The sequence below is a fragment of the Herbaspirillum sp. WKF16 genome, assembly GCF_028993615.1.
GTDB lineage: Bacteria > Pseudomonadota > Gammaproteobacteria > Burkholderiales > Burkholderiaceae_D > Herbaspirillum.
In genome coordinates this window covers 3,976,610-4,000,125 of record NZ_CP118632.1, presented here as the reverse complement: position 1 = coordinate 4,000,125, position 23,516 = coordinate 3,976,610, and the positions used below count along the sequence as shown (strand labels likewise).

At 65.1% G+C, this 23,516-nt stretch carries 24 protein-coding genes; 18 read left to right on the top strand and 6 right to left on the bottom strand.

Features of this window, described 5'->3' with window-relative positions:
- The first annotated feature begins 139 nt into the window (after positions 1 to 139).
- The 5 genes from Herbaro_RS18060 (at position 140) to coq7 (ending at position 4,341) form a co-directional block, all read left to right on the top strand.
- Positions 140 to 889 (top strand): amino acid ABC transporter permease, encoded by a 750-nt coding sequence (locus Herbaro_RS18060; protein WP_275010998.1) that lies wholly within the window; start codon positions 140 to 142, stop codon positions 887 to 889.
- Between the two features lie 3 nt (positions 890 to 892).
- Complete coding sequence (locus Herbaro_RS18055) at positions 893 to 1,588, top strand: amino acid ABC transporter permease (protein ID WP_275010997.1); 696 nt, start codon at positions 893 to 895, stop codon at positions 1,586 to 1,588.
- Positions 1,589 to 1,656: 68 nt separating this feature from the next.
- Positions 1,657 to 2,385 (top strand): amino acid ABC transporter ATP-binding protein, encoded by a 729-nt coding sequence (locus Herbaro_RS18050; protein ID WP_275010996.1) that lies wholly within the window; start codon positions 1,657 to 1,659, stop codon positions 2,383 to 2,385.
- Between the two features lie 218 nt (positions 2,386 to 2,603).
- Entirely contained in the window at positions 2,604 to 3,638 is a 1,035-nt protein-coding gene (gene pyrC / locus Herbaro_RS18045; protein WP_275010995.1) for a dihydroorotase, read from the top strand.
- Between the two features lie 76 nt (positions 3,639 to 3,714).
- Positions 3,715 to 4,341 (top strand): 2-polyprenyl-3-methyl-6-methoxy-1,4-benzoquinone monooxygenase, encoded by a 627-nt coding sequence (gene coq7, locus Herbaro_RS18040; protein WP_275010994.1) that lies wholly within the window; start codon positions 3,715 to 3,717, stop codon positions 4,339 to 4,341.
- An 80-nt stretch (positions 4,342 to 4,421) separates the two neighbouring features.
- Here the strand turns inward: coq7 and Herbaro_RS18035 are convergent, their stop codons facing one another.
- Positions 4,422 to 4,880, bottom strand: a complete 459-nt coding sequence (locus Herbaro_RS18035; protein ID WP_275010993.1) for an OsmC family protein — start codon at positions 4,878 to 4,880, stop codon at positions 4,422 to 4,424.
- A gap of 636 nt (positions 4,881 to 5,516) precedes the next feature.
- Between Herbaro_RS18035 and rplM the strand changes: the two genes are divergently transcribed.
- The 6 genes from rplM (at position 5,517) to erpA (ending at position 9,232) form a co-directional block, all read left to right on the top strand.
- The gene (gene rplM / locus Herbaro_RS18030; protein WP_275010992.1) at positions 5,517 to 5,945 is read left to right on the top strand and encodes a 50S ribosomal protein L13; all 429 of its coding nucleotides are present in this window, start codon (positions 5,517 to 5,519) and stop codon (positions 5,943 to 5,945) included.
- A gap of 9 nt (positions 5,946 to 5,954) precedes the next feature.
- Entirely contained in the window at positions 5,955 to 6,347 is a 393-nt protein-coding gene (gene rpsI, locus Herbaro_RS18025; protein WP_275010991.1) for a 30S ribosomal protein S9, read from the top strand.
- A 276-nt stretch (positions 6,348 to 6,623) separates the two neighbouring features.
- Positions 6,624 to 7,661, top strand: coding sequence for an N-acetyl-gamma-glutamyl-phosphate reductase (gene argC / locus Herbaro_RS18020; protein ID WP_275010990.1), 1,038 nt, complete (start codon positions 6,624 to 6,626; stop codon positions 7,659 to 7,661).
- 23 nt (positions 7,662 to 7,684) lie between these two features.
- Positions 7,685 to 8,389, top strand: a complete 705-nt coding sequence (locus tag Herbaro_RS18015) for a DUF6776 family protein (protein WP_275010989.1) — start codon at positions 7,685 to 7,687, stop codon at positions 8,387 to 8,389.
- A gap of 9 nt (positions 8,390 to 8,398) precedes the next feature.
- On the top strand, positions 8,399 to 8,794 hold the full coding sequence (locus Herbaro_RS18010) for a bactofilin family protein (protein WP_275010988.1): 396 nt from the start codon (positions 8,399 to 8,401) through the stop codon (positions 8,792 to 8,794).
- A gap of 72 nt (positions 8,795 to 8,866) precedes the next feature.
- Positions 8,867 to 9,232 carry an iron-sulfur cluster insertion protein ErpA gene (gene erpA, locus Herbaro_RS18005; RefSeq protein ID WP_275010987.1) on the top strand — a complete coding sequence of 122 codons (366 nt, stop codon included), beginning with the start codon at positions 8,867 to 8,869 and terminating at the stop codon, positions 9,230 to 9,232.
- Positions 9,233 to 9,350: 118 nt separating this feature from the next.
- Here erpA and hemL read toward each other — a convergent pair whose 3' ends face one another.
- Together hemL and thiD are read right to left on the bottom strand one after the other, a co-directional pair.
- Complete coding sequence (gene hemL, locus Herbaro_RS18000) at positions 9,351 to 10,634, bottom strand: glutamate-1-semialdehyde 2,1-aminomutase (protein ID WP_275010986.1); 1,284 nt, start codon at positions 10,632 to 10,634, stop codon at positions 9,351 to 9,353.
- Between the two features lie 27 nt (positions 10,635 to 10,661).
- Complete coding sequence (thiD, locus tag Herbaro_RS17995) at positions 10,662 to 11,510, bottom strand: bifunctional hydroxymethylpyrimidine kinase/phosphomethylpyrimidine kinase (RefSeq protein WP_275010985.1); 849 nt, start codon at positions 11,508 to 11,510, stop codon at positions 10,662 to 10,664.
- Positions 11,511 to 11,636: 126 nt separating this feature from the next.
- Here thiD and Herbaro_RS17990 point away from each other — a divergent pair, with 126 nt between their 5' ends.
- The 7 genes from Herbaro_RS17990 to Herbaro_RS17960 all read left to right on the top strand — a co-directional run bounded on the left by Herbaro_RS17990 (position 11,637) and on the right by Herbaro_RS17960 (position 20,191).
- The gene (locus tag Herbaro_RS17990) at positions 11,637 to 11,789 is read left to right on the top strand and encodes a rubredoxin (protein ID WP_275014050.1); all 153 of its coding nucleotides are present in this window, start codon (positions 11,637 to 11,639) and stop codon (positions 11,787 to 11,789) included.
- Between the two features lie 389 nt (positions 11,790 to 12,178).
- Entirely contained in the window at positions 12,179 to 12,553 is a 375-nt protein-coding gene (locus Herbaro_RS17985) for a response regulator (RefSeq protein ID WP_275010984.1), read from the top strand.
- Between the two features lie 34 nt (positions 12,554 to 12,587).
- Positions 12,588 to 13,157, top strand: a complete 570-nt coding sequence (locus Herbaro_RS17980; protein ID WP_275010983.1) for a chemotaxis protein CheW — start codon at positions 12,588 to 12,590, stop codon at positions 13,155 to 13,157.
- Between the two features lie 78 nt (positions 13,158 to 13,235).
- Positions 13,236 to 15,431 carry a methyl-accepting chemotaxis protein gene (locus tag Herbaro_RS17975; RefSeq protein WP_275010982.1) on the top strand — a complete coding sequence of 732 codons (2,196 nt, stop codon included), beginning with the start codon at positions 13,236 to 13,238 and terminating at the stop codon, positions 15,429 to 15,431.
- The gene (locus Herbaro_RS17970; protein WP_275010981.1) at positions 15,431 to 18,133 is read left to right on the top strand and encodes a hybrid sensor histidine kinase/response regulator; all 2,703 of its coding nucleotides are present in this window, start codon (positions 15,431 to 15,433) and stop codon (positions 18,131 to 18,133) included. Before Herbaro_RS17975 ends, Herbaro_RS17970 begins: the two co-directional genes overlap by 1 nt.
- 128 nt (positions 18,134 to 18,261) lie before the next feature.
- On the top strand, positions 18,262 to 19,020 hold the full coding sequence (locus Herbaro_RS17965) for a ZIP family metal transporter (RefSeq protein ID WP_275014049.1): 759 nt from the start codon (positions 18,262 to 18,264) through the stop codon (positions 19,018 to 19,020).
- Positions 19,021 to 19,252: 232 nt separating this feature from the next.
- Positions 19,253 to 20,191 carry a LysR family transcriptional regulator gene (locus tag Herbaro_RS17960; RefSeq protein ID WP_275010980.1) on the top strand — a complete coding sequence of 313 codons (939 nt, stop codon included), beginning with the start codon at positions 19,253 to 19,255 and terminating at the stop codon, positions 20,189 to 20,191.
- 20 nt (positions 20,192 to 20,211) lie between these two features.
- Here Herbaro_RS17960 and Herbaro_RS17955 read toward each other — a convergent pair whose 3' ends face one another.
- The 3 genes from Herbaro_RS17955 to Herbaro_RS17945 all read right to left on the bottom strand — a co-directional run bounded on the left by Herbaro_RS17955 (position 20,212) and on the right by Herbaro_RS17945 (position 23,373).
- On the bottom strand, positions 20,212 to 21,069 hold the full coding sequence (locus tag Herbaro_RS17955) for a sulfurtransferase (RefSeq protein WP_275010979.1): 858 nt from the start codon (positions 21,067 to 21,069) through the stop codon (positions 20,212 to 20,214).
- A 38-nt stretch (positions 21,070 to 21,107) separates the two neighbouring features.
- Positions 21,108 to 22,025 carry a DMT family transporter gene (locus Herbaro_RS17950; RefSeq protein WP_275010978.1) on the bottom strand — a complete coding sequence of 306 codons (918 nt, stop codon included), beginning with the start codon at positions 22,023 to 22,025 and terminating at the stop codon, positions 21,108 to 21,110.
- Positions 22,026 to 22,254: 229 nt separating this feature from the next.
- Positions 22,255 to 23,373 carry a putrescine 2-hydroxylase Put2H gene (locus tag Herbaro_RS17945; RefSeq protein ID WP_275010977.1) on the bottom strand — a complete coding sequence of 373 codons (1,119 nt, stop codon included), beginning with the start codon at positions 23,371 to 23,373 and terminating at the stop codon, positions 22,255 to 22,257.
- Positions 23,374 to 23,516 lie beyond the last annotated feature (143 nt).

Below are 23,516 nucleotides of genomic sequence, written 5' to 3'. Positions count from 1 at the left end.
TAACCGGCAGTCAAAGGTGGTTGCCTCGGCGCAATGACCTTTTTCCACGGCGGCCGGTGCAGACCGGAACACAAGCAGCGCGGCATTTGCCTGGTGATCGCGCGCGACAGACTGACTCGAAACAGAGACGAGGCCATTTATGCATTACAACTGGAACTGGGGAATTTTCTGGGAGATGTCTCCCGACGGCATTCCCTATATCGATACCCTGCTGGCGGGCCTGAAATGGACCCTGGCCACCGCGGTATGCGCCTGGATCATGGCACTGGTCCTTGGCACCATTTTCGGCACCCTTCGTACAACAACCAAACCATGGGTCGTGAGCATTGCCAACGGCTACGTGGAGCTGTTCCGCAACATTCCGCTGCTGGTGCAGATGTTCCTCTGGTATTTCGTGATGCCGGAAGTGATGCCCGGTTCGATCGGCGACTGGTTGAAGAGCTTGCCCGACGCATCCTTCATCACCGCCACCCTGGCGCTGGGCTTCTTCACCTCCTCCCGCGTCGCGGTGCAGGTGACCACCGGCATCCAGGCCTTGCCGCGCGGCCAGCGCATGGCGGGCGCCGCGCTCGGCCTGACGCCGACGCAGACCTATCGCTTCGTGCTGCTGCCGATGGCTTTCCGCATCATCATCCCGGCGCTGACCAACGAATTCGCCGCGATCATCAAGAACAGCTCGGTGGCGCTGACCATTGGCCTGGTCGAGCTGACCGCAGCCACCTACTCGATGCGCGAGTTCACCTTCCAGACCTTCGAGGCGCTGACCGGTGCGACCGTCATCTACATCGTCATCTCCGTCATCGCGCTGTTCCTGGCGCGCATGCTGGAAAAAGTCACCGCTGTCCCTGGCTATATCTCCAGCGGTAGCACCAGCGCGGGAGGGCACTGATCCATGTTCAGCAATTTCGACTTCGACGTCATCCAGCGTTCGTGGGTCTACCTGTTCACCACAGGCCTCAAGTTCACGCTGGTCCTGACCTTCTCGGCGATGCTGGGCGGCATCATCCTGGGCACGCTGCTGGCCATGATGCGCCTGTCCTCCAACAAGCCTCTGGCCTTCGTCGCCACCACCTACGTCAACCTGATCCGCTCGATCCCGCTGGTGCTGGTGATCTTCTGGTTCTACTTCCTGGTGCCGTTCATCGGCGCATGGATCATCGGCGCGTCCGAGCCCATCCAGGTAGGCGCGTTCCAGTCGGCGCTGATCACCTTCATCCTGTTCGAGGCCGCCTACTACTGCGAGATCATGCGGTCGGGCATCCAGTCGATCCCGCGCGGCCAGGTGTTCGCCGGCTATGCGATCGGCATGAACTACTGGCAGATGATGGGCAACGTGGTGCTGCCGCAGGCTTTCCGCAACATGACCCCGATCCTGCTGACCCAGACCATCGTGCTGTTCCAGGACGTCTCGCTGGTCTACGTGCTGGGCTCGGTGCCGGACTTCGTGACCAGCGCATCCAAGATTGCGCAGCGCGACGGCCGTCTGGTGGAAATGTATCTGTTCGTGGCGGTGGTGTACTTCGTGCTGAGCTTCGGCCTGTCGCAACTGGTCAAGCGCTTCCAGAAGAAGATCGCCATCATCCGCTAAGCCTTATGACGGCGGCCCGCCGGTGAAGGCGGGGCCGCCCAACGAATTCAGAAATCCAGGAGAAACAAATGATTGAACTCAACAACGTCAGCAAGTGGTACGGCAGCTTCCAGGTCCTGACCGACTGCTCGACCTCGGTCAAAAAGGGCGACGTGGTGGTGGTGTGCGGCCCGTCCGGTTCGGGCAAGTCGACGCTGATCAAGACCGTCAACGGCCTGGAGCCCTTCCAGAAGGGCACCATCAGCGTGGACGGCGTCTCGGTGGGCGACCCCAAGACCAACCTGTCCAAGCTGCGCGCGCGCATCGGCATGGTGTTCCAGAACTTCGAGCTGTTCCCGCACCTGTCCATCCGCGAGAACCTGACCATCGGCCAGATCAAGGTGCTGGGTCGCTCCAAGGACGAAGCGACCGAAAAGGGCCTGAAGTACCTGGATCGCGTGGGTCTCCTGGCGCACAAGGACAAGTTCCCCGGCCAGCTGTCAGGCGGCCAGCAGCAGCGCGTGGCGATCGCCCGCGCGCTGTCGATGGACCCGATCGCGATGCTGTTCGACGAACCGACCTCCGCGCTCGACCCGGAAATGATCAATGAAGTGCTGGACGTCATGGTCGGCCTGGCCCAGGAAGGCATGACCATGATGGTTGTGACCCACGAAATGGGCTTCGCCCGCAAGGTGGCCAACCGCGTGGTGTTCATGGACAAGGGCCTGGTCGTCGAAGACTGCGCCAAGGATGAGTTCTTCGCCTCGCCGCGCTCGGAGCGCGCGCGCGACTTCCTGGCCAAGATCATCACCCACTGATCCGGGATCCGGACTGCAGGGGCCAGGGGCCGCACCGGCGACGGTGCGGCCTTTTTCTTTTTGCTCGACATCAAATCGCCGGCGGCGACGCAGGCGCGGGGGCTTGACCGCTACGGTAAAATACCGGGGTTTTGTAAGACATCGCGGCTGCTCCACCAGCCCGCATCCGTCGGGATGCCTCGCCAGACCACACATTCCACACCCGAAAGATCATCGCAATGAGCAATGTACTGACCATCACCCGCCCGGACGACTGGCACCTGCACCTGCGCGACGGCGCCACCATGGCCGACGTGCTGCCGCATACCGCGCGCCAGTTCGCGCGCGCCATCGTCATGCCCAACCTGAAGCCGCCGGTCACCACCACCGAGCAGGCCGCCGCCTACCGCGAGCGCATCCTGGCCGCGCTGCCCGAGGGCATGCAGTTCGAGCCGCTGATGGTGCTGTATCTGACCGACAATACCCCGCCCGAGGAAATCCGCCGCGCCAAGGAAAGCGGCTTCGTCAAGGCGGTCAAGCTGTATCCGGCCGGCGCCACCACCAACTCCGACGCCGGCGTGACCGACCTCGGCAAGTGCTACAAGACGCTGGAAGTGCTGCAGGAAACCGGCATGCCCTTCCTGGTCCACGGCGAGGTGACCGATCCCGCGATCGACCTGTTCGACCGCGAAGCGGTGTTCATCGACCGCATCATGAAGCCCCTGCGCAAGACGATGCCGGAGCTGAAAGTGGTGTTCGAGCACATCACCACCAAGGAGGCGGCGGACTACGTGCTGGCTGGCGAAGGCCCGACCGCGGCCACCATCACCGCGCACCACCTTCTGTTCAACCGCAACGAGATCTTCAAGGGCGGCATTCGTCCCCACTACTACTGCCTGCCGGTCCTCAAGCGCGAAACCCATCGCCAGGCGTTGCTGGCGGCCGCCACCTCGGGTAACGACAAGTTCTTCCTCGGCACCGACTCCGCGCCGCACGCCAAGGGCTTGAAGGAGCATGCCTGCGGCTGCGCCGGCTGCTACACCGCGCTGCATGCGCTGGAACTGTACGCCCAGGCCTTCGACCAGGCCGGCGCGCTGGACAAGTTCGAGGCCTTCGCCAGCTTCAACGGTCCGGCCTTCTACGGCCTGCCGCGCAACGAGGGCACGGTGACCCTGAAGCGCGAAAGCTGGACCATCCCCGCCGAGCTGCCGATGGGCGACACCACCGTGGTGCCGCTGTCGGCCGGCGAGCAGATCAACTGGAAGATGGCCTGATCGCGTCATCGGGCTTCTTCCTCCGTCCCCGGTCGCGGCCGGGATCTGATTCACAACAAGAGAAAGGCTGTGGTGCATGCAATTCGTCGACCAACTGATTTCGGATTTCGATAAGGCGCTGCGGGTGATCAATGGCGTGGTGTTCGAGAGCCGGCCCAATCCCGGGCGCGGCCTGCCCGATGGCGTCATGAGCGAGGCCGAGAAGCGGCACGCGGCCGGGCTGATGCGGGTCAACAATGTCGGCGAGGTGTGCGCCCAGGCGCTGTACGATGCGCAAGGGCGTTTCGCCCAGAAGCGCGAGATCAAGAACGCCTTCGAGCGCGCCGGTATCGAGGAAGAGGATCACCTGGCCTGGACCGCCGAGCGCCTGCGCGAGCTCGGCTCGCACACCAGCCTGCTCAACCCGCTGTGGTACGGCGGCGCCTACGTGCTGGGCACCATCGCCGCGCGCGTGGGCGATGCGCGCAACCTCGGCTTCGTGGCAGAGACTGAGCGCCAGGTCGAGCTGCACCTGATGGGGCATCTGGAAAAGCTACCGGCGCAGGACAACCGTTCGCGCGCCATCGTCGACCAGATGCGCATCGACGAGATCGAGCACGGCCAGGCCGCGCGCGACCTGGGCGCGGCGGAGATGCCGGCCCCGGTCAAGGGGATGATGAAAGCCATGTCCAAGGTCATGACTACGCTGGCCTACCGCATCTGAAGCGGCGCTGCGGTGTTTGATCGACAAGAAAAAAGCGGCCTCGGCCGCTTTTTTCTTGTCCGCCGCGAGGGCAGGGGGGCTTACTGCTGGGCGGCAGCGGCCTGGGCCGAGTCGGTGAGGTCGTCGACGATCTCGAAGGAGTGCGTCATCTCCGCCGTCTTCTCCAGCATGATGGACGCCGAGCAGTACTTGTCGTGCGACAGCTTGATGGCGCGCTCCACCACGTTGGTCTTGAGGTTGCGGCCGCGCACGGTGAAGTGGAAGTGGATCTTGGTGAAGACCTTGGGGTCGGCGTCGGCGCGCTCGGACTTCAGGGTCACGTCGCAGCCGCGCACATCCTGGCCGCTCTTGCGCAGGATGACCACGACGTCGTAGGCGGTGCAGCCGCCGGTCCCGGCCAGCACCACTTCCATCGGGCGCGGCGCCAGGTTGCGGCCGCCGCCGTCGGGCGCGCCGTCCATGGTCAGCAGGTGGCCGGAGCCGGTTTCAGCGGTGAAGGTCATGCCGGACAAGCCGGTCCAGCGCACTGTGCATTCCATCTGAGTCATCCAAATCGGTTTGTGAAGCTGGCTATTGTAGCTTTTGGCGCGGGATATCGCTGCGGCATCGGTAGCGGCGTCCATGCGCAGAAAAGGGAATCGGTGATTTTTGCACTGCGGAAAATTTTCTTTCGGTTATCCCGCGATAACCGGTTTTTTCGTACTGCCGAGTCGCATGTAACCAACAACGGCGGGTGTTGCGGCGGCATTTGAAAAAATATTCAAATCGATATTGCGTCGCACAAACTGCTTTGCTATATTGAATTCAACGGAAGTTTTTGCAGCACGTAGCGATGTCTCCTCCACCCTCCTCATTGGTGTGGATTAAACCCGGAACCACTGTTTCCGGGTTTTTTTTGCCCATTTTCCGGCGCGCGCCCCCGTCGCACCAGGCGCAAACAGTTGTCCTGCCGGCATCAAATCCCGTCGGGAGCGGCGCCGATGGCGTGCTCCCGCCACAAAGAGTCCGAAACCTTTTGACGCTAAGTCGTTGAAAAGGCTATAATTCTCGGCTTTCCCATGCGCTCGGGAAGATAAAAGGATGAGTCCGCAAAGCGCGACGGCATGCAGCAGCGTCGCCGCGAATGACCGGAACCGCCACGTTGAGCGTTTATTTATTGATAGAGAAAGTCAAACATGAAGACCTTTTCCGCTAAAGCCCATGAGGTTCAGCGCGAGTGGTTCGTGATTGACGCGACGGACTTGGTCCTCGGACGTGTTGCCAGCGAAGTGGCACTCCGACTGCGCGGCAAGCACAAACCCGAATTCACTCCGCACGTCGATACCGGTGATTTCATCGTCGTCGTCAACGCAGGCAAGCTGCGCGTGACCGGCACCAAGGCCACCGAGAAGACCTACTACCGCCACAGCGGCTATCCGGGCGGCATCTACGAAACCAACTTCCTGAAGATGCAACAGCGTTTCCCCGGCCGTGCGCTGGAGAAGGCCGTCAAGGGCATGCTGCCCAAGGGTCCGCTGGGCTACGCAATGATCAAGAAGCTGAAGGTTTATGCAGATGGCAACCATCCGCACTCCGCTCAGCAACCGAAACCTCTCGCGCTCTAAGGAACAGACATGATCGGTAACTACAATTACGGAACCGGCCGTCGCAAGAGTGCAGTGGCTCGCGTTTTCATTAAGTCCGGCTCGGGCAAGATCGTCGTCAATGGCAAGCCCGCCGCTGAATACTTCTCCCGCGAAACCGGCCTGATGGTGATCCGTCAGCCGCTGGAACTGACCGGCAATGTCGAGCGCTTCGACATCATGGTGAACGTTCACGGCGGTGGCGAATCCGGCCAGGCTGGCGCAGTGCGCCACGGCATCACCCGCGCCCTGATCGACTATGACGCCGGCCTGAAGCCGTCGCTGTCGAACGCTGGCTACGTCACCCGTGACGCGCGTGAAGTCGAACGTAAGAAGGTTGGTCTGCGCAAGGCACGTCGCGCAAAGCAATTCTCGAAGCGTTAATCGCCTCTCGCACTACAGAAAGCCGCCGGCTCATGCCGGCGGCTTTTTGCATTTTGGCGTGCCTGCCCTTCATCCCGGCAGCCGCCGCGCGGGCTGTTCGCGTCCGTCGTCGATGGCCTCCCGCCGAGCAGGATTTCGGCGCGCCGCGGCGAAATAAGCCGCGAAGGGAAATCAGCGGGAAATATTCTCCTGCTAGAATGAAAGGCTTTCGAGCGCGCAGCCTTGCGCCTCGCCTCTGCGGAGCTTTCCGTTCGCCTTTTTTCGCAAGGACAAGACATGATCAAAGTAGGTATCGTTGGCGGAACCGGCTACACCGGCGTCGAATTGCTGCGTATTTTCGCAACTCATCCGGAAGTCAAGGTGCAGGCCGTCACTTCGCGCAAGGAAGACGGCATGCCCGTGGCGGAGATGTATCCCTCCCTGCGCGGCCGCGTCGACGTCGCCTTCTCCTCGCCCGACAAGGCCAGGCTGACCGACTGCGATGTCGTCTTCTTCGCCACCCCGCACGGCGTGGCCATGGCGCAGGCGCCCGAACTGGTCGCCGCCGGCGTCAAGGTAATCGACCTGGCCGCCGACTTCCGCCTGCAGGACGTGGCCGCGTTCGAGAAGTGGTACAAGCTGCCGCACAGCTGCACCGACCTGCTCAAGGAAGCTGTCTACGGCCTGCCGGAGCTGAACCGCGAACAGATCCGCAAGGCGCGCGTGGTGGGCAATCCGGGCTGCTATCCGACCACCATGCAGCTGGGCTTTGCGCCCTTGCTCAAGGCCGGCGTGATCGACGCCTCGCACCTGATCGCCGACTGCAAGTCGGGCGTCTCCGGCGCCGGCCGCAAGGCCGAGCTGAACCTGCTGTTCTCGGAGGCCTCCGACAACTTCAAGGCCTACGGCGTCTCCGGCCATCGCCATTCGCCGGAAACCGTCGAGCGCCTGTCCACGCTGACCAAGGACAAGGTCGGCCTGCTGTTCACCCCGCACCTGGTGCCGATGATCCGCGGCATGCATTCCACGCTCTACGCGCGCCTGAGCAAGGACATCGACAACGCCGCCCTGCAGGCGCTGTTCGAGGACGCATACAAGAACGAACCCTTCGTCGACGTGCTGCCCTTCGGCTCGCACCCCGAGACCCGCACCACGCGCGCATCCAACATGCTGCGCCTGGCCGTGCACCGCCCTGACGACGGCGACACCGTGGTCGTGCTGGTGGTGCAGGACAACCTGGTCAAGGGCGCCTCCGGCCAGGCCGTGCAGTGCATGAACCTCATGTTCGGCCTGGAGGAAACCACCGGCCTGCTGCAAGTCCCGGTCCTGCCGTGAAGTACCGGCTTTGGCATCGGCGCATGACGATCTCTGCGCCGAAAATGACGATCAAGCGCCACCTGCCGTGGCCGGCGCTGACGCTGCTGTGGGCGGCGGCGATCGGCCTGGCGATTGCGATCGCGGTGTGGACCTATGAGCTGGGCCGCAACAACCTGCCCAGCCTGCAGGGCGATGCCGGCGAACAGGTGGAAACCCTGTCGGAGCAGGTCAAGAAGCTCTCGGCCGAGAACGAGCGGCTGCAGTCGGCCTCGAACGCGTCGCAGAACGAACTGAAGATCGTGCAGACCGCGCAGGCGCAACTGGCTGCGCAGTTAAAGAACCTTGAGGCGGAAAACAACCGCCAGAAGGAAGACCTGGCGTTCTTCGACAGCCTGCTGCCGACCAACCTGGGCGCGCCGGGCATCACCATCCAGCGTTTCAAGGCCGAGGTGGCCGCGCCCAACCAGGTGCGCTATCGCGTTCTGGTGATGCAGGGTGGCGCCGGCACGCAGCAATTTACGGGGAATTTACAGCTCAGTATCACGGTTTGGCAGGCGGGCAAGAGTGCTACTATCAACTTTCCGGAAAACAATTCTTCCGACCTCGCGCGTTACAGGCTCGCATTCAAGTATTACCAGCGAGTCGAGGGTCTGTTGAACATTCCGGAAGGAGCGACCATCAAGGCGGTTGCAGTTCGTGTTCTCGACCGCGGCCAGGTGCGCGCCCAGCAGTCGGTAGACCTGTGAGGTGATTCCATGTTTACACGCAAGACCAAAAGTACCATCGACAGCCTGATCGGCATGTCCACCAGCATCAAGGGCGACGTCGGTTTCAAGGGCGGCCTGCGCATCGACGGCCAGATCAACGGCAACATCAATGCGGAAACCGGCCAGCCCAGCGTGCTGGTCATTTCCGAGCACGCCAAGGTAATCGGCGAGGTGCGCGCGGCGCACCTGATCGTCAACGGCGAGATCACCGGCGACGTCCATTCATCGGAACTGCTTGAATTGCAGCCCAAAGCCCGCATAACTGGAAATGTCTATTACAAGGCGCTGGAGATGCACGGCGGAGCGCTGGTATCCGGCAAGCTCAGCCATGACCAGTCGGCTGAAACGCCGGTCCTGAAGCTGGCCGCGTCATCGGAAGCATGAAAGCCCGCAAGCGCTTATAATGGATCTATCGATCCGTCGTATTGATCTGACTCAAGCCAAGCAGGAGCCCAAATGAATGCCGTAGCCGAACTTCAACACACCGAAATGCCCGCCCCGATCAACTTCAGCGACAGCGCCGCCGCCAAGGTGGCGCAGCTGATCGAAGAAGAGGGCAATCCCGACCTGAAACTGCGCGTGTTCGTGCAGGGTGGCGGATGCTCGGGCTTCCAGTACGGTTTCACCTTCGATGAAATCGCCAACGAAGACGACACCACCATGACCAAGAACGGCGTGCACCTGCTGATCGATTCCATGAGCTACCAGTACCTGGTCGGCGCCGAGATCGACTACAAGGACGATCTGGAAGGCGCGCAGTTCGTGATCAAGAATCCGAACGCCACCACCACTTGCGGTTGCGGTTCCTCGTTCTCGGTCTGATCCGCGCAACAGTTTTCCCCCGGGGAAAAGAAAAGGACGCCTTGGCGTCCTTTTTCTTTTGTTGCCTGGAAGGCAATGCGGCAGCCGGCGTCCGGCCGGCCGCATTGAGCCGCTTCGTTCAGCCCAGTTCGGCAAACGCCCGGGCGGCGCTGGCGATGGTCTGGTCGATCACGTCGTCGTCGTGCCGGGCCGAGACGAAGCCGGCCTCGAAGGCCGAGGGCGCGAAGTAGACGCCGGCGTCCAGCATCTTGTGGAAGAAGCGGTTGAAGCGCTCCTTGTCGCCGGTCATCACCTCGGCATAGCTGGCCGGTGTCGACGGCGCAAAATACAGGCCGAACATGCCGCCGATGGCGTCCGCCGCGAACGTGACGCCGGCCGCCTTGGCGGCAGCCGCCAGGCCGTCGGCCAGCTTGCGGGTCTGCGCGCCCAGCTTGGCGTAGAAATCCGGCTGCTGGATGATCTTCAGGGTCGCCATGCCGGCCGCCACCGTCACTGGATTGCCCGACAGCGTGCCGGCCTGGTAGACGCCGCCCAGCGGCGCCAGGTGCTTCATGATGTCGGCGCGGCCGCCGAAGGCCGCCACCGGCAGGCCGCCGCCGATCACCTTGCCCAGCGCGGTCAGGTCGGGCTGGATGCCGTTGAGCTCCTGCGCGCCGCCCAGCGCCACGCGGAAGCCCGACATCACTTCGTCGAAGATCAGGATGGCACCGTATTGCGTGCACAGGCGGCGCATCGCCTGCAGGAACTCGTCGCTGGCGCGCACCAGGTTCATGTTGCCGGCCACCGGCTCGACGATGACGCAGGCGATCTCGTTGCCGGCTTCCTTGAACGCCTCTTCCAGCTGCGCGGTGTTGTTGTAGTCCAGCACCAGCGTGTGCTTGGCGAAGTCTTCCGGCACTCCGGCCGAGGTCGGGTTGCCGAAGGTCAGCAGGCCGCTGCCGGCCTTCACCAGCAGCGAATCGCCGTGACCGTGGTAGCAGCCTTCGAACTTGACGATCTTGTCGCGCCTGGTGGCGCCCCGCGCCAGGCGCAACGCGCTCATGGTGGCCTCGGTGCCGGACGACACCAGGCGCACCTGTTCGATCGAGGGCACCAGCTTGATGATCTCCTCGGCCATCTCGATCTCGGCCTCGGTCGGCGCGCCGAAGGACAGGCCGCGCACGGCCGCTTCCTGCACCGCCCTGACCACATCGGGGTGGGCGTGGCCGACGATGGCCGGCCCCCAGGAGCCGATGTAGTCGATGTAGCGGCGGCCTTCGGCGTCCCAGAAGAAGGGGCCGTCGGCGCGCTCGATGAAGCGCGGCGTGCCGCCCACCGAGCGGAACGCGCGCACCGGGGAGTTGACGCCGCCGGGCGTGGTTTTCTGGGCGCGGGCGAACAGGGATTCGTTGGTCTTGGTCATATCGTTTGCAGGGGAAATCGGTTCGATTCAGTTCAGTGAAGGGGGCGCGTCGTTGTCCGGGTTTTCGGATTCGCGCGCCCAGAAATAGCGGTCGGGCACCAGCTTGCCCATGCCGAAGCGCTGGGCATTGGCCAGCGTCGCCAGCGTGAACTCCTGTGCTTCGGCGACGGCTTCCGGCACTTCCAGCCCGTTGGCCAGCATCGCCGCGATCGCCGACGCCAGGGTGGTGCCGGCGCCGATGAAGGAGCCAGGCAGGCGCTGCCACGCATCCTGGCGCACCAGGCCGGACTCGTCGAACAGCGAATTGGCGATTTCCTGCAGGTCGGTCTGGGTGTTGGTCACGAACAGGTATTCGCAGCCCATTTCGATGATGCGCATGGCGTCGAGCATCAGCGCGTCGCCCGGCACCGGCTCGCGCCAGGTCTCGGCCAGGCGCGCCAGCTCGACGGCCGACACCACCATCAGCGTGGTCTGCGGCACCAGCAGTTCGCGGATGGCGATCAGGCGATCTTCCTCTTCCTCCAGGTTGGACAGCGAAGTGGTGAAGGGATCCAGGATCAGCGGCACGTCCGGGTAGTCGGAGACGATCTCGGCGATGGCCGAGATGTTCTCGATGCTGCCCACGGCGCCGACCTTGAAGGCGGCTACCGCCATGTCTTCCAGGATCACGCGGGCCTGGTCCGCTACCCAGTCGACTTCGATGATCTGCGAGTCTTCCACTCGGGCAGTGTCGCCGATGAGCAGGGAAGTCACGACCGACAGGCCGTGGCAGCCCATGGCCGCGAAGGTCGCGAGATCGGCCTGGATGCCCGTGGCGCCGACCGGATCGGCGGCGCCGAAGGTCAGGATGAGGGGAGAAGAAGTTTGGTTTTGCACGTCGAGTAGATTAAGATATCGCGCTTGGCGTTCGCGTAGGATGTTGCGGGTGTCCAAGCATTTTACTTGAATTGATTTGAGGGATAGTCAGCCGTGAGCAATAGCCAAACCGAATTCAAAACCTGGATGTGCCTGATCTGTGGTTGGATCTACGACGAGGAAGCAGGCCTGCCGGACGAAGGCATTGCGCCCGGCACCCGCTGGGAAGACGTGCCCATCAACTGGACCTGCCCGGAGTGCGGCGCACGCAAGGAAGATTTCGAGTTGGTCGAGATCTGAGCCGGTTTCCCTCCAAAGGCCCGATCCCAGCAGGAAACGGCGGTTTTCCGGTCCGGATGGACCGCCGTTCGCTCTCCCTTCTTTTCGCCGTTTTCCGCGTTTGATCTGCGTCAAGCGGCCCCCACTTTCTTCGCCTGCCCCCGAGTTGCCCGATAGCATCGACGTTTTCCCCCCGGGAAATCGACGCTTTGCGCAGCCGTATCGACACTGTTCGTGCGGCAACCGGCTTTTGCGAGGAATCTTTACTCCAGCGTTTTCAATAAAGCCGCGAAGTTGTCCCGCATCCGCGCCGGACGGATTTCTCCTTGCTAGAGTCGGAAGATGCGTTCGGGCAATGTGCAAGGCGATGCCGCCCGGCGTGTTCTTCAATGAGAAGCCGAGGCATGCGCATGAACAGCATGAACATCAAGAAGGTGCTGGTGGTCGACGACTCTCCCACCGACCGTTACGTGTTGACCTCGCTCCTCGAGGGAGAGGGTTACGCGGTGGAGACCGTCGAGAGCGGCAACGGCGCGCTGAGCAAGATCCGCGAAGGCCAGCCGCAGCTGGTGCTGCTGGACGGGGCGGTGCCCGGCACCAGCGGCTACCAGATCGCGCGCCAGCTTGAATGCGATCCCGATCTCAAGGACCTGCCGGTGATGATGTACGGGGCCAGGGAGCATGGCGCCGACTGCGTCTGGGCCCTTTGCCAGGGCGTGCGCAGCTACGTCGTCAAGCCGCTCGACCCGGAAGAGCTGCTGACCAAGATCGGCGCCATCGATTGACCGGGCCCATGCCCCCATCCATACCAAGACACCTATGCAGATACCAGAGCAAACCGTCGGCGAGGCCGCAACCCATCGGCGGCGCGAGGGGCTGGAGGCGTTCCAGGCTTCGCTCTTCGCGCGCATGGACGCCGCCTGCTGCGAGCAACTGCAGGCGCGACGCCTGGCGGTGCTGATCGGCGACCGGCATTGCCTGCTCAATCCGGCCGAAGCCGGAGAGATCCTGGCCCTGGGCGGCTTGCCCGCGCCGACCCATGTGCCGCTGACGCGCGCGTGGTACCTCGGCCTGCTCAACATCCGCGGCAACCTGGTGGGCGTCGCCGACCTCGCGGCGTTGGCCGGGGCTGCGCCGCAAGCCCGGGGACGCGACAGCCGCGTGCTGGTGTTCGCACCAGGCCTCGCGCCCAACTGCGGCCTGCTGCTGTCCTCGGTCCTGGGCCTGCGGGACATTTCTGAAATGACGCAAATATCGAAAACGTACGAGAGTAAAACTGAATTGGCCGGGATAGTCAGGCGGTATAAAGACACTGCCGGAACCGAATGGAATGAGATCGGCCTGGCGGCGTTGCTCAGCGACGCCGCCTTCCTGCATGTCGGCCGATAGCGCGGCGCGGGCCACCGCGACGCCGGCGACGAAAGCGCGCGCCGATCAGGCATAACAGAAAAGATAGGAGTAGTACCCATGGCACTGCGCTTGCTGCGTTCGTCCACCAAGAAAGCAAACATCGCCGCGCCGGCGGACGGCCAACCGGCCAACCCCTCGCGTCGCAGTCCCTTGCCCTTCATCAATCGGCTCTCGCTGCGCTGGCAGACGCGCATCCTGCTCGGCGTGCTGGCGTCGTCGCTGGCGTGCAGCGCCGTATTCACCTGGCAGGGATCGCGCAATTATCTCCATACCACCCTGCAGACCCACATCACTTCGTCCCTCGTCATGCATTCCCAGCGCATCGGCAAGGCCGTGCCCAATGCCATCCAGGGCAACCAGGACGCCTTCGCGCAGCTGGCCGAGAGCCGCGGCGAATTCAATCGCGGGCTGGCGCTGCTGAGCGCCGGCGGCAGCTACGAGGGCTATCTCATCGGGCCGCCGGGCGCGGCGATGCAGCCTGTCCTGGCTGAGGTGCGCAAGCTCTGGGAACACACCGACCAGGCGACCGACGCCATCCTCAAGCTGGAGCGGGAACTCATCAAGTTCGGCGTCACGCTCAAGCGGCTCAATGCGATGCTGCCCAGCCTGCTCGACCTGAGCGAGCAGATCTCGATGGCGCAGTCCAAGACAGCCGCCAGCCCGCGCGAGATCGCCGCTGCCGGGCAACTGGTGCTGCTGACCCTGCGCCTGGGACGCAGCGCCAACGAATTCCTCACCTCCGACGGCGTCGATCCCGAGACCGCGTTCCTGCTGGGCAAGGACGTCAATACCTTCCACGACATCATCCACGGCTTCCTCGACGGCAGCGAACTGCTGCACCTGCGCGCCGTCACCGACAAGGACACGGGCGAGAAGCTGGCCGAGCTGGAACAGATCTTCAGCGAGTACCGCCCGCAGGTGGCCGGCATCCTGGGCAACCTGCAGGAATTCATCGCGGTCAAGCAGGCCGAGCGGCTGGTGTTGCTGGAAAACGAGACCCTCAAGCAGCGCCTGACCGCGCTGGAGAGCGACTACCGCATCGCCCAGGAATCGCGCGCCTGGTCCTTCTGGGCGATGATCGCCGCCATGGCCTGCGCCCTGATCAGCGGTATCGGCATCGCCTTGGTGCAATTGCAGAACAGCCGCAACAACGCCGCCGATGCCGAGGCGCGGCGTCGCCAGGCCGAGGCGCAGCGCATGCTGGCGCAGCAGCAGGAAGAAGTCGCCATGCGCGCCAACCTGGCCAACCAGACCGCGATCCTGCGCCTGATGAACGAGCTGCAGAAGGTCGCCGACGGCGACCTGACGGCGCATACCACGGTGTCCGAAGACATCACCGGCGCCATCGCCGACTCCATCAATCACACCGTCGAGGCGCTGCGCGGCCTGGTGGAACAGGTCACCCAGATGGCCTCCAAGGTCGCCGCCACCTCCAGCCACGTGCGCACCACCACGGTGGCGCTGGCCAATGCGGCGCGCACCCAGGCGCGCCGCATCGAGGACACCGGCCAGTCCATGCTGCGGATGTCGCAACGCATCACCGGGATCTCGGTTTCCGCCACCGAATCGGCCGACGTGGCGCGTCATTCCGTGGTGGTCGCGCAGCGCGGCGCCCAGGCGGTGGAGGAGGCCGTCAAGGCCATGAACGAGATTCGCGAGCAGATCCAGGAGACCTCCAAGCGCATCAAGCGGCTGGGCGAGTCCTCGCAGGTGATCGGCGAGATCACCGACCTGATTTCCGACATCACCGAGCAGACCAACGTGCTGGCGCTCAACGCCGCCATCCAGGCCGCCTCGGCCGGCGAAGCCGGGCGCGGCTTCTCGGTCGTGGCCGAGGAGGTGCAGCGGCTGGCCGAGCGCTCCAGCGCGGCCACCCGTGAAATCGGCTCGCTGGTGCGCATGATCCAGACCGACACCCACGACGCCGTGGCGGCGATGGAGAAATCGACCGCCGGCGTGGTCGAGGGCGCGGTGCTGTCGGACGCGGCCGGGGTGGCGCTGTCGGACATACGCAGCGTGTCCAGCCAGCTGGCCGAGCTCATCGAAGGCATGTCGGCCTCGACCGAGGAACAGGCGGTGTCGGCCAGCGGCGTGGCCCAGGACATCCATAGCATCCTGAGCGAGAACGCCATCATCGAGAAAAGCCGCGAGCAGGTGGGCACGCTCTACAACGAGTTGTGGGACGCGGCCCGTCAGCTTGAGAGCTCGGTGTCGCGCTTCCGCGTGACGATGCCGCAGGGCCGGCCGTCCTGATGGCCGGGCCTGATGCCGCCTTCCTGGCCGAAGCCGGGTCGCTGTTCAAGACGCTGCGCCGCCAGGGCAGCAGCTGGCGCGCCAAGGCCGACAGCGGCCTGCTGGCCGTCGCGCCGCCGCTGTACCGACGCGCGCTGCACGCATTGGGCGCCGGCGCGGCCACGGCCGGCCTGGACGGCATGCGGCAACTGTCGCAGGCGCTGGAGGATGTGCTGGCCTGGCGCCAGGCGGCGTCGGCCGGCTTCGATGCCCGCGAACTGGCGCTGGTGGAGCGCGCTGTCGCCGCCATGGAAGACATGCTGGCGCAATATGCCGGCGGCGTCCTGCCGGCGGCGCCGCCGCAATTGTTGCAGGCGCTGGCCGCGTTGAAGGCCGGCGCCGCCTGGGCGACGCCATCGGCCGGACAAGAGGACGGGCCGGCGGCGCCGGATCCGTCGCCGTCGTCCGCCGGTGCGTTGCACGACGAGATCGACCTGGAGCTGCTGCCGGTATTCCTGGAAGAAGGGCGCGAGTTGATGGCGGCCGTCGGCGAGGGTTTGCAGCAGCTCCTGCGGGATCCGGGCGACAGGTCTGCGCTGCATGAGCTGCGCCGCGCCCTGCACACCGTCAAGGGGAGTGCGCGCGTAAGCGGCGCGCTGCGGCTCGGGCATCGCGTGCACGAGCTGGAAAGCGGCGTGCAGCGGCTGCTGGCGGAGCAGGAGGACGCCCCCGGCCTCGACATCCTGCTGGCGTTGTTCGACGAGGCGCTGCTGCAGCTCGACATGCTGGAGCAGCTCGACGCCATGCCGCGCGTCGCCGCCACTTCCACCTCTGCCGCGCTGGCGCTGCCCGCCGGCGGGCGCGGTCCGGCTTCGCCGCAGGTGCGGGTCAGGGCCGCCGTGCTCGACCGCCTGCTCAACCAGGTCGGCGAGGTCTCGATCGTCCGCTCGCAGCTGGAGAACGAGCTGCGCTCCCTGCAGCGCACCGCACAGGAACTGGCCGGCAATATCGGCCGGCTCTCGTCCCAGCTGCGCGACGTCGAGATGCAGGCCGACATCCGCATCGCCGCCTCGCGCCAGGCCGGCAAGGACAGCGCGCAGTTCGATCCGCTGGAGCTGGATCACTTTACCCACCTGCAGGAGCTGACGCGGATGATGGCCGAAAGCGTCAACGACGCGGCCTCGTTGCAAAGGCAACTCCTCGAGGCAGCCGCCCGGACGCAGGACGGCCTGCTGGCGCAGGAGCGCCTCACGCGCGAACTGCAGCGCGAGCTGATGTACGTGCGCATGATGAAGTTCAAGAGCCTGGCGCAACGCCTGCAGCACCTGGTGCGCCAGCTCGCGGGAGAGACCGGCAAACCGCTCCAGCTGGAGTTGTCCGGCGGCGAGGCCGAGATCGACCGCGGCATCCTGGAGCGGCTGGTCGGGCCGCTGGAACATCTGCTGCGCAACGCCGCCGTGCATGGCATCGAACCGGGCGCTGCGCGCATCGCGGCAGGCAAGCCGCCGACCGGCAGGATCGCCATCCAGGTCGCGCTGGAAGGCAATGAAGCCGTGATCGTCGTGAGCGACGACGGCCGCGGCCTGGACCTCGCCGCGATCCGCATGCGCGCGGCCGAGCTGGGCCTGGCCGCCGGCGAGGCCGGTGAGGAGGGCGACGCACGGGAGCAGGCGCGCCTGTCGGCGCTGATCTTCGAGCCGGGCTTGACGACTTCGTCGCAGGTGTCGGAGCTGGCCGGACGCGGCGTCGGGATGGATGTGGTGCGCGCGGAAGTGAGCGCGCTGGGCGGCCGCATCGCGGTGCAATCGCGGCCCGGCGAGGGCGCCTGCTTCACCATGCACTTGCCCCTGTCGCTGGCGGTCAAGCAGGTCTGCCTGCTGCGCCACGGCGCGCAGCACTACGCCATTCCATCGATGCTGGTCGACAAGGTAGTGCAGCTGCGTGGCGACGAGATGCGGCAGGTGCTGGCGCAGCGCACGCTGGCTGCCAACGGCCGCATGATCGTCGTGCACAGCCTGTACGCCCTGCTGGGCGAGGACCGGGAAGAGGCGAAGGTGCCGCGCGCATCGATTTTCGTGATGCTGATCAAGAGCGGGGACGACCTCGCGGCCATCATGGTCGACCGCGTGAGCGGTAACCGCGAGGTGGTGGTCAAGCCGCTCGGCCCCCAGCTGGGCACGCTGGTCGGCGTGGTCGGGGCGACCGTGCTGGGCGGCGGCGAGATCGCGCTGATCCTCAATCCGTTGCTGCTGGCCCAGCGCACCGGCGCTCACGAAAGCGACGCGCACACGCCGTCCCAGCCGACGTTGCCGGCGCCGAAGGTGGCGATGGTGGTGGACGATTCGCCGACCGTACGCAAGGTCATGCAGCGCCTGCTGGCGCGCGAGGGTTATGCGGTGCTCACCGCCACCGACGGCTACGATGCGGTGCGCCAGCTGCAGGAGACGGTTCCCGACGTCTTCCTGGTCGACATCGAGATGCCGCGCATGGACGGCTTTGCGCTGGTGCGCCACCTGCGCGACAACCTCTCTACGCGCGACCGGCCGATCATCATGATCACCTCGCGCACCGGGGCCAAGCACCGCGAGCAGGCCATGGAGCTGGGGGTGAATCACTACCTCGGCAAGCCTTACCAGGACGGGCAGCTGCTGGCGCTGATCCGGCATTGCACCGGCGGCGCCGGCCAGGCCCGCACCGACGATTTCGGCGACATCCTGTACTGAAGGCCGGCAGGCCGGGTCGATGGCGCGGCGGGCACGCCAGGCGTACAATAGCGCGCTTCGGGCGCCCATCCGGGCCGCAACCGCGACGCCAACGAGGCCAGAAAATCAACTCCACGCTCGTCTCCATCCTGCTCGCCACCACCTTGGCCGGCGTGATCAGCATCACCGCCGCAGCGGTGTTTTCGTTCGCGCTGCTGTCGAAGATGGTGGAACGCCTGGTCAGCCTGTCGGTGGGCATCATGCTCTCGACCTCGCTGCTGCATGCGCTGCCGGAGGCCTTCGAGTCGCAGGCCGAGCCGCATACCCTGTTCGCGGTGCTGCTGGGCGGCCTGCTGGCCTTCTTCCTGCTGGAGAAGACCGCCATCCTGCGTCACTCGCACCACCACGAGGACGACGGCCACGGGCATCATCACGGTCACGACAAGAAAGAAGCCGGCAAGGCCGGCTGGATGATCCTGGTGGGCGATGGCCTGCACAATTTCACCGACGGCATCCTGATCGCCGCGGCCTTCCTGGCCGACCCGCACCTGGGACTGGTGACCGGCCTGGCCATCATCGCCCACGAGATCCCGCAGGAGATCGGCGACTTCATCGTGCTGCTCAACGCCGGCTTCTCGCGCACCCGCGCCTACGTCTATAACCTGATCTGCAGCCTGATGGCCGTGGCCGGCGGGGCGCTGGGTTATTTCATGCTCGAGCGCGGCATGGACTGGATTCCGTACGTGCTGGTGTTCGCCTCGTCCGGCTTCATCTACATCGCGGTCTCGGACCTGATGCCGCAGATGCAGCGCCGCGCCACCCTGCGCGAAACCATTCCGCAGGTCATCCTCATTGCCGCCGGCGTGCTGATCGTGCTGGCGTTGACGCGCCACGCGCACGGGCACTGAGGCGCTCGCCGCGCGCGGCCCGTCGCAGGGACAGGCGCATGCCGATACTGCAGACGAAGCCGAGCAGGCCGAGGAACAGCACGAGATCCTGGAACATGGTTGATCCTTTCGGGAGCGGCCGGCGCGGGGAGCGGCGGCGGACAACTTCACTGTAGGCGCGTGCGCCGCGCGGCGCCAATATCAAATCGGGCGGCGCGCCATCTCAAAACGATATGAAGAGGTGGGAGGAGACATGATTTCAATCCGGCAGCTCAGGTATTTTGTCGAGATCGTCGAGGCGCGCGGCTACACGCGCGCGGCCGAGCGCCTGTACATCGCGCAGTCGGCGCTGAGCCGGCAGGTCAAGGAGCTGGAGGCCGCGCTCGACGTGGTGCTGCTCAGGCGCGAGGCCAAGCAGTTCGAGCTGACCGACGCCGGCCAGGACTTCTATGAACGCAGCCGCAAGATCCTGCTCGACCTCGATCGCGCGGTGGCGCAGGCGCGCACCATCGGCAAGGGCGAGCACGGCGCGCTGCGCCTGCTGCATTCGAGCTCGGTGCCGCTGACGGCGCCGCTGGGCCCGACCCTGAACGCGGCGCTCAAGGCCTTCCCCGGCATTTCGCTGGAGATATCGCAGGCGCCCTCCGAATACCAGGCGCGCGAGATCGAGGAAGGCAGCGCCGACCTCGGCCTGGCCCGGCTGCCGATCCTGCGCGCCAATCCCAATCTCGAAAGCACCTTGTTATATCGCGAACGCCTGGTGGCCGCCGTGCCGGCCGGACACCCGCTGGCGCAGCGCGAATCGGTGGAGATCGCCGAGCTGCGCGACGAGTTCTTCGTCTCGGTGCCGCATCGCGACCGCGGCGGGCTGAGTTACCTGGTGGCCGAGCGCTGCATCGCGCACGGCTTCTATCCGAGGGTGGCGCGCGCCACCTCGCGCAAGAACTCCTTGCTCAGCCTGGTCAACGCCGGCTTCGGCATCGCCGTGGTGCCGCAGAGCATGGCCAGCACGTCGCTGGCGGCGGGGGTGAGTTTCCCGGCGGTGCGCGATGCCGATTTTTATTCGGAGGTGGCGCTGCTGCGGCGGCGCGATGCGCCGGCCATGGTGGGGCAGTTCGTGCAGGCCTTCATTACCGGGCTGCGGGAGGCGGGAGTGGCCGCGCCGGCGGACGGGTCGAGCCGGCGCGGATAGGGGAGCAGTGAAGGGGCGCTTCAGGCGCCGGTGGCCACCGGACGCTTGGGGTCGGAGCTCCATTCGCTCCACGAGCCGGGATACAGCGCGGCGCCGCCCAGGCCTGCCACTTCCAGCGCCAGCAGGTTATGGCAGGCGGTCACGCCGGAGCCGCATTGCATCACCGCCGCCTGCGGATCGCCGATCACCGAGAGCCATTCCTCGCGCAATTGGGCCGCGCCCTTGAAGCTGCCGTCGGCCTGCAGGTTGTCCTTGAAGAAACGGTTCTTCGCGCCCGGGATATGGCCGCCGACGGCGTCCAGCGTTTCGTTCTCGCCGCGGAAGCGATCCGCCGCGCGCGCATCCACCACCTGCAGCGCCTGCGATGCCAGGTTGTCCACCAGCGCATGCGCATCCACCGTCCCGACGAGGGGGCTCAAGTCCTGGATATTGCCGTGGACGGCGGGCGCCGGCGCCTCGGCCGTCAAGCCTTCGCCGATGGCTTGCCAGGCGGCCAGGCCGCCATCGAGCACCGCCGCGTCGCTGTGGCCGATCCAGCGCAGCAGCCACCACAGGCGCGCCGCGAACATGCCGCCGTGGGCGTCGTAGGCCACCACCTGGGTGTCGTTGTTGATGCCCAGCGCGCGCATGGCTTCCACGAACTGCTGGCGGTCCGGCAGCGGATGGCGGCCGTGGAAGCGGCCGGCGGCGTCGGTCTTGTCGCCGGACAGGATCTCATCCAGGTGGGCGAAGCGCGCCTGCGGCAGGTGGCCCGCGGCATAGGCGTCGCGCCCGGCGGCCGGGTTGGCGAGGTCGTGGCGGCAATCGACGATCACCAGGTTCAGGTATTGGGCGCGCGACTTCAGGTCGGCGGCGCTGATCAGGGTGCTGTAGGTCATGCGGTCTCTCCTCGGGTTCGGATACGGATGGTGCGGGTTCAGACCTCGGTCGCGATCGGATCGACCTTGGGTACGTTCTTGGCCGTGTTCTGGCTGCTGCGCTGGTTGTGGTAGGTGGCCAGGATGCCGCTGGCCAGGATGATGGCCATGCCGGTCCAGCCCACCCAACCCGGGGCGTCGCTCCAGATCACCACGCCGAACAGGCTGGAAAACACGATGCCGGTGTACTGCAGGTTGGCCGTCACCAGCGTGTTGCCGAGCCGGTAGGCGCGCGTCATGGCGATCTGCGCCAGCGTCGCGGTCAGGCCGATGGTGATGACCAGGAAGGCGCCGGTGGGGGTGTGGGCATGCAGCAGCGGCATGTGGCCGGAGAACATGTTGCCGGCCAGGCCGGCCACCACGCCGGTCAACGAGAAGTAGAACACGACGCGGTACTCCGGTTCCCCCAGCAGGCCCAGCTTGCGCACCTGCAGGTAGACCAGCGCCGACAGCACGCCGGAGAACAATGCGATGGCGCCGCCCAGCAATTGCTCGGAGTTCAGCGAGGGGCGCATCAGCAGGGCCACGCCGATGAAACTGAGCAGCACGGTGCCGGCCAGGCCCCATTCGAACTTCTTGTTGCCCTGCCACCAGCCGGCGGCAAACAGCATGGCCGCGATCCAGATCGACGACATGTAGTTCAAGGTGGTGGCGGTGGCGACCGGCAGCAGGCTGAACGAGTAGAACCACATCCACAGCGAGATCACGCCGATGCCGCCGCGGATCAGGTGGTCGCGCGGGAAAGGCGTGCGGAAGGTGCCGCCGCGCACCCAGACCAGGGCGCTGATGACCGTCACCCCGACCAGCCCGCGGCACAGCACGATCTCGGCCGTGGAGTAATAGTCGCCCGCCAGCTTGACGCAGACCCCCATGATGGAGAACAGGAATGAGGCGACGAGCATCCAGAGCGATTGCATGGCGGAGAGTTGGGGTGGCGTTGGAGGAAAGGGAGCGCGCGGCGGCGCATCGCCGCGCGCAAAAAAGAAAATCGGCAGCGCCGGATGGAACCGGTGCTGCCGATCATGGGTTGCCGGCCGCGCCGGGATGGAGGCAGGTCGTCGATGCAGGCAATGACGGCGCATTCGCGTGTCGTCCTTGTCCTGCCGCTCCCTTGCATCTCATCTCCTTGCGCGGCCTGCGGCCGGATTATTCTTTGGCGCCCGGCGGCACGTCGAGCTGGCTGCGGTACCACTCATGGAAGTGCTGCATCCCGTCTTCCATCGGCGACTGGTACGGACCGACTTCGCTGGTGCCGCGATCCATCAGTATACGACGGCCGGCATCCATGCGCAGGGCGATCTCGTCGTCCTCGATGCAGGTCTCCATGTAGGCTGCGCGTTCGGCCTCGACCAGTTCGCGTTCGAACAGGGCGATTTCTTCCGGATAGTAGAACTCCACCACATTGGTGGTCTTCTGCGGGCCGTTGGGCCACAGCGTCGACACCACCAGCACGTGCGGGTACCACTCGACCATGATGTTGGGATAGAGCGTGAGCCAGATCGCGCCGAACTTGGGCGGCGCGCCGTTGGAGAACTTCAGCAGCTTTTCCTGCCACTTGCCGTAGGTCGGCGAGCCGGACCTGGCCAGGCCGTGGTTCACGCCCACGGTCTGCACGCTGTAGTCGCGGCCGAATTCCCACTTCAGGTCGGAGCACGAGACGAAGTTGCCCAGGCCGGGATGGAAGGGCTCGACGTGGTAGTCCTCCAGGTAGACCTCGATGAAGGTCTTCCAGTTGTAGTCGCACTCGTGGACTTCGGTGTGGTCGTACAGGTAGCCGGAGAAATCCAGGTCCCTGGTCACGCCCAGGCTCTTGAGCTTGGCCGCGACGTCGACGCCGTTGCCTTCGAACAGCAGGCCGTTCCAGCTCTGCAGCGGCGTCTTGGACAGGTTCATGCACGGCGTTTCGCCGAAATGCGGCGCGCCGATCAGTTCGCCCTTGAGATCGTAGGTCCAGCGGTGCAGCGGGCAGACGATGTTCTGCGCGTTGCCGCGGCCGTCCAGCATCTTGGCCTGGCGATGTCGGCACACGTTGGAAACCAGCTCGATGCCCTGGGCATTGCGCACCAGCATGCGGCCTTCGTTTTCCCAGGGCAGGGTCGAATAGTCGCCCGCCTCCGGCACCATCAGCTCATGGCCGACGTAACGAGGTCCTTGCTGGAAGAGTTGCTGGAGTTCCCGCTGATAAAGCGGCTCGTCGAAATAGACGTTGACTGGAAGTTGCGCGTTCGAGCGCGCCAATTTGGCAAAAGTAGCAAGATCGGACATTTCCGCCCCCAAATTAATTTGCACCAACCTAAGGAAGAAAATCCGCAAAAACCTGTGTTCAAATAATATGAAGAGGAAATTTTGGACAGAACCGGGGATTGTACTTTAATTCACCCCGAAAAGGGCGAATTTTGTGGGCAAGA

What these genes read in the sequence shown, in the direction of transcription:
- Herbaro_RS18060 (WP_275010998.1), top strand. Translation starts at nt 140, where the DNA reads ATGCATTACAACTGGAACTGGGGAATTTTCTGGGAGATGTCTCCCGAC.
- Herbaro_RS18055 (WP_275010997.1), top strand. Translation starts at nt 893, where the DNA reads ATGTTCAGCAATTTCGACTTCGACGTCATCCAGCGTTCGTGGGTCTAC.
- Herbaro_RS18050 (WP_275010996.1), top strand. Translation starts at nt 1,657, where the DNA reads ATGATTGAACTCAACAACGTCAGCAAGTGGTACGGCAGCTTCCAGGTC.
- pyrC (WP_275010995.1), top strand. Translation starts at nt 2,604, where the DNA reads ATGAGCAATGTACTGACCATCACCCGCCCGGACGACTGGCACCTGCAC.
- coq7 (WP_275010994.1), top strand. Translation starts at nt 3,715, where the DNA reads ATGCAATTCGTCGACCAACTGATTTCGGATTTCGATAAGGCGCTGCGG.
- Herbaro_RS18035 (WP_275010993.1), bottom strand. Translation starts at nt 4,880, where the DNA reads ATGGAATGCACAGTGCGCTGGACCGGCTTGTCCGGCATGACCTTCACC.
- rplM (WP_275010992.1), top strand. Translation starts at nt 5,517, where the DNA reads ATGAAGACCTTTTCCGCTAAAGCCCATGAGGTTCAGCGCGAGTGGTTC.
- rpsI (WP_275010991.1), top strand. Translation starts at nt 5,955, where the DNA reads ATGATCGGTAACTACAATTACGGAACCGGCCGTCGCAAGAGTGCAGTG.
- argC (WP_275010990.1), top strand. Translation starts at nt 6,624, where the DNA reads ATGATCAAAGTAGGTATCGTTGGCGGAACCGGCTACACCGGCGTCGAA.
- Herbaro_RS18015 (WP_275010989.1), top strand. Translation starts at nt 7,685, where the DNA reads ATGACGATCTCTGCGCCGAAAATGACGATCAAGCGCCACCTGCCGTGG.
- Herbaro_RS18010 (WP_275010988.1), top strand. Translation starts at nt 8,399, where the DNA reads ATGTTTACACGCAAGACCAAAAGTACCATCGACAGCCTGATCGGCATG.
- erpA (WP_275010987.1), top strand. Translation starts at nt 8,867, where the DNA reads ATGAATGCCGTAGCCGAACTTCAACACACCGAAATGCCCGCCCCGATC.
- hemL (WP_275010986.1), bottom strand. Translation starts at nt 10,634, where the DNA reads ATGACCAAGACCAACGAATCCCTGTTCGCCCGCGCCCAGAAAACCACG.
- Herbaro_RS17990 (WP_275014050.1), top strand. Translation starts at nt 11,637, where the DNA reads ATGTGCCTGATCTGTGGTTGGATCTACGACGAGGAAGCAGGCCTGCCG.
- Herbaro_RS17985 (WP_275010984.1), top strand. Translation starts at nt 12,179, where the DNA reads ATGAACAGCATGAACATCAAGAAGGTGCTGGTGGTCGACGACTCTCCC.
- Herbaro_RS17980 (WP_275010983.1), top strand. Translation starts at nt 12,588, where the DNA reads ATGCAGATACCAGAGCAAACCGTCGGCGAGGCCGCAACCCATCGGCGG.
- Herbaro_RS17975 (WP_275010982.1), top strand. Translation starts at nt 13,236, where the DNA reads ATGGCACTGCGCTTGCTGCGTTCGTCCACCAAGAAAGCAAACATCGCC.
- Herbaro_RS17970 (WP_275010981.1), top strand. Translation starts at nt 15,431, where the DNA reads ATGGCCGGGCCTGATGCCGCCTTCCTGGCCGAAGCCGGGTCGCTGTTC.
- Herbaro_RS17960 (WP_275010980.1), top strand. Translation starts at nt 19,253, where the DNA reads ATGATTTCAATCCGGCAGCTCAGGTATTTTGTCGAGATCGTCGAGGCG.
- Herbaro_RS17955 (WP_275010979.1), bottom strand. Translation starts at nt 21,069, where the DNA reads ATGACCTACAGCACCCTGATCAGCGCCGCCGACCTGAAGTCGCGCGCC.
- Herbaro_RS17950 (WP_275010978.1), bottom strand. Translation starts at nt 22,025, where the DNA reads ATGCAATCGCTCTGGATGCTCGTCGCCTCATTCCTGTTCTCCATCATG.
- Herbaro_RS17945 (WP_275010977.1), bottom strand. Translation starts at nt 23,373, where the DNA reads ATGTCCGATCTTGCTACTTTTGCCAAATTGGCGCGCTCGAACGCGCAA.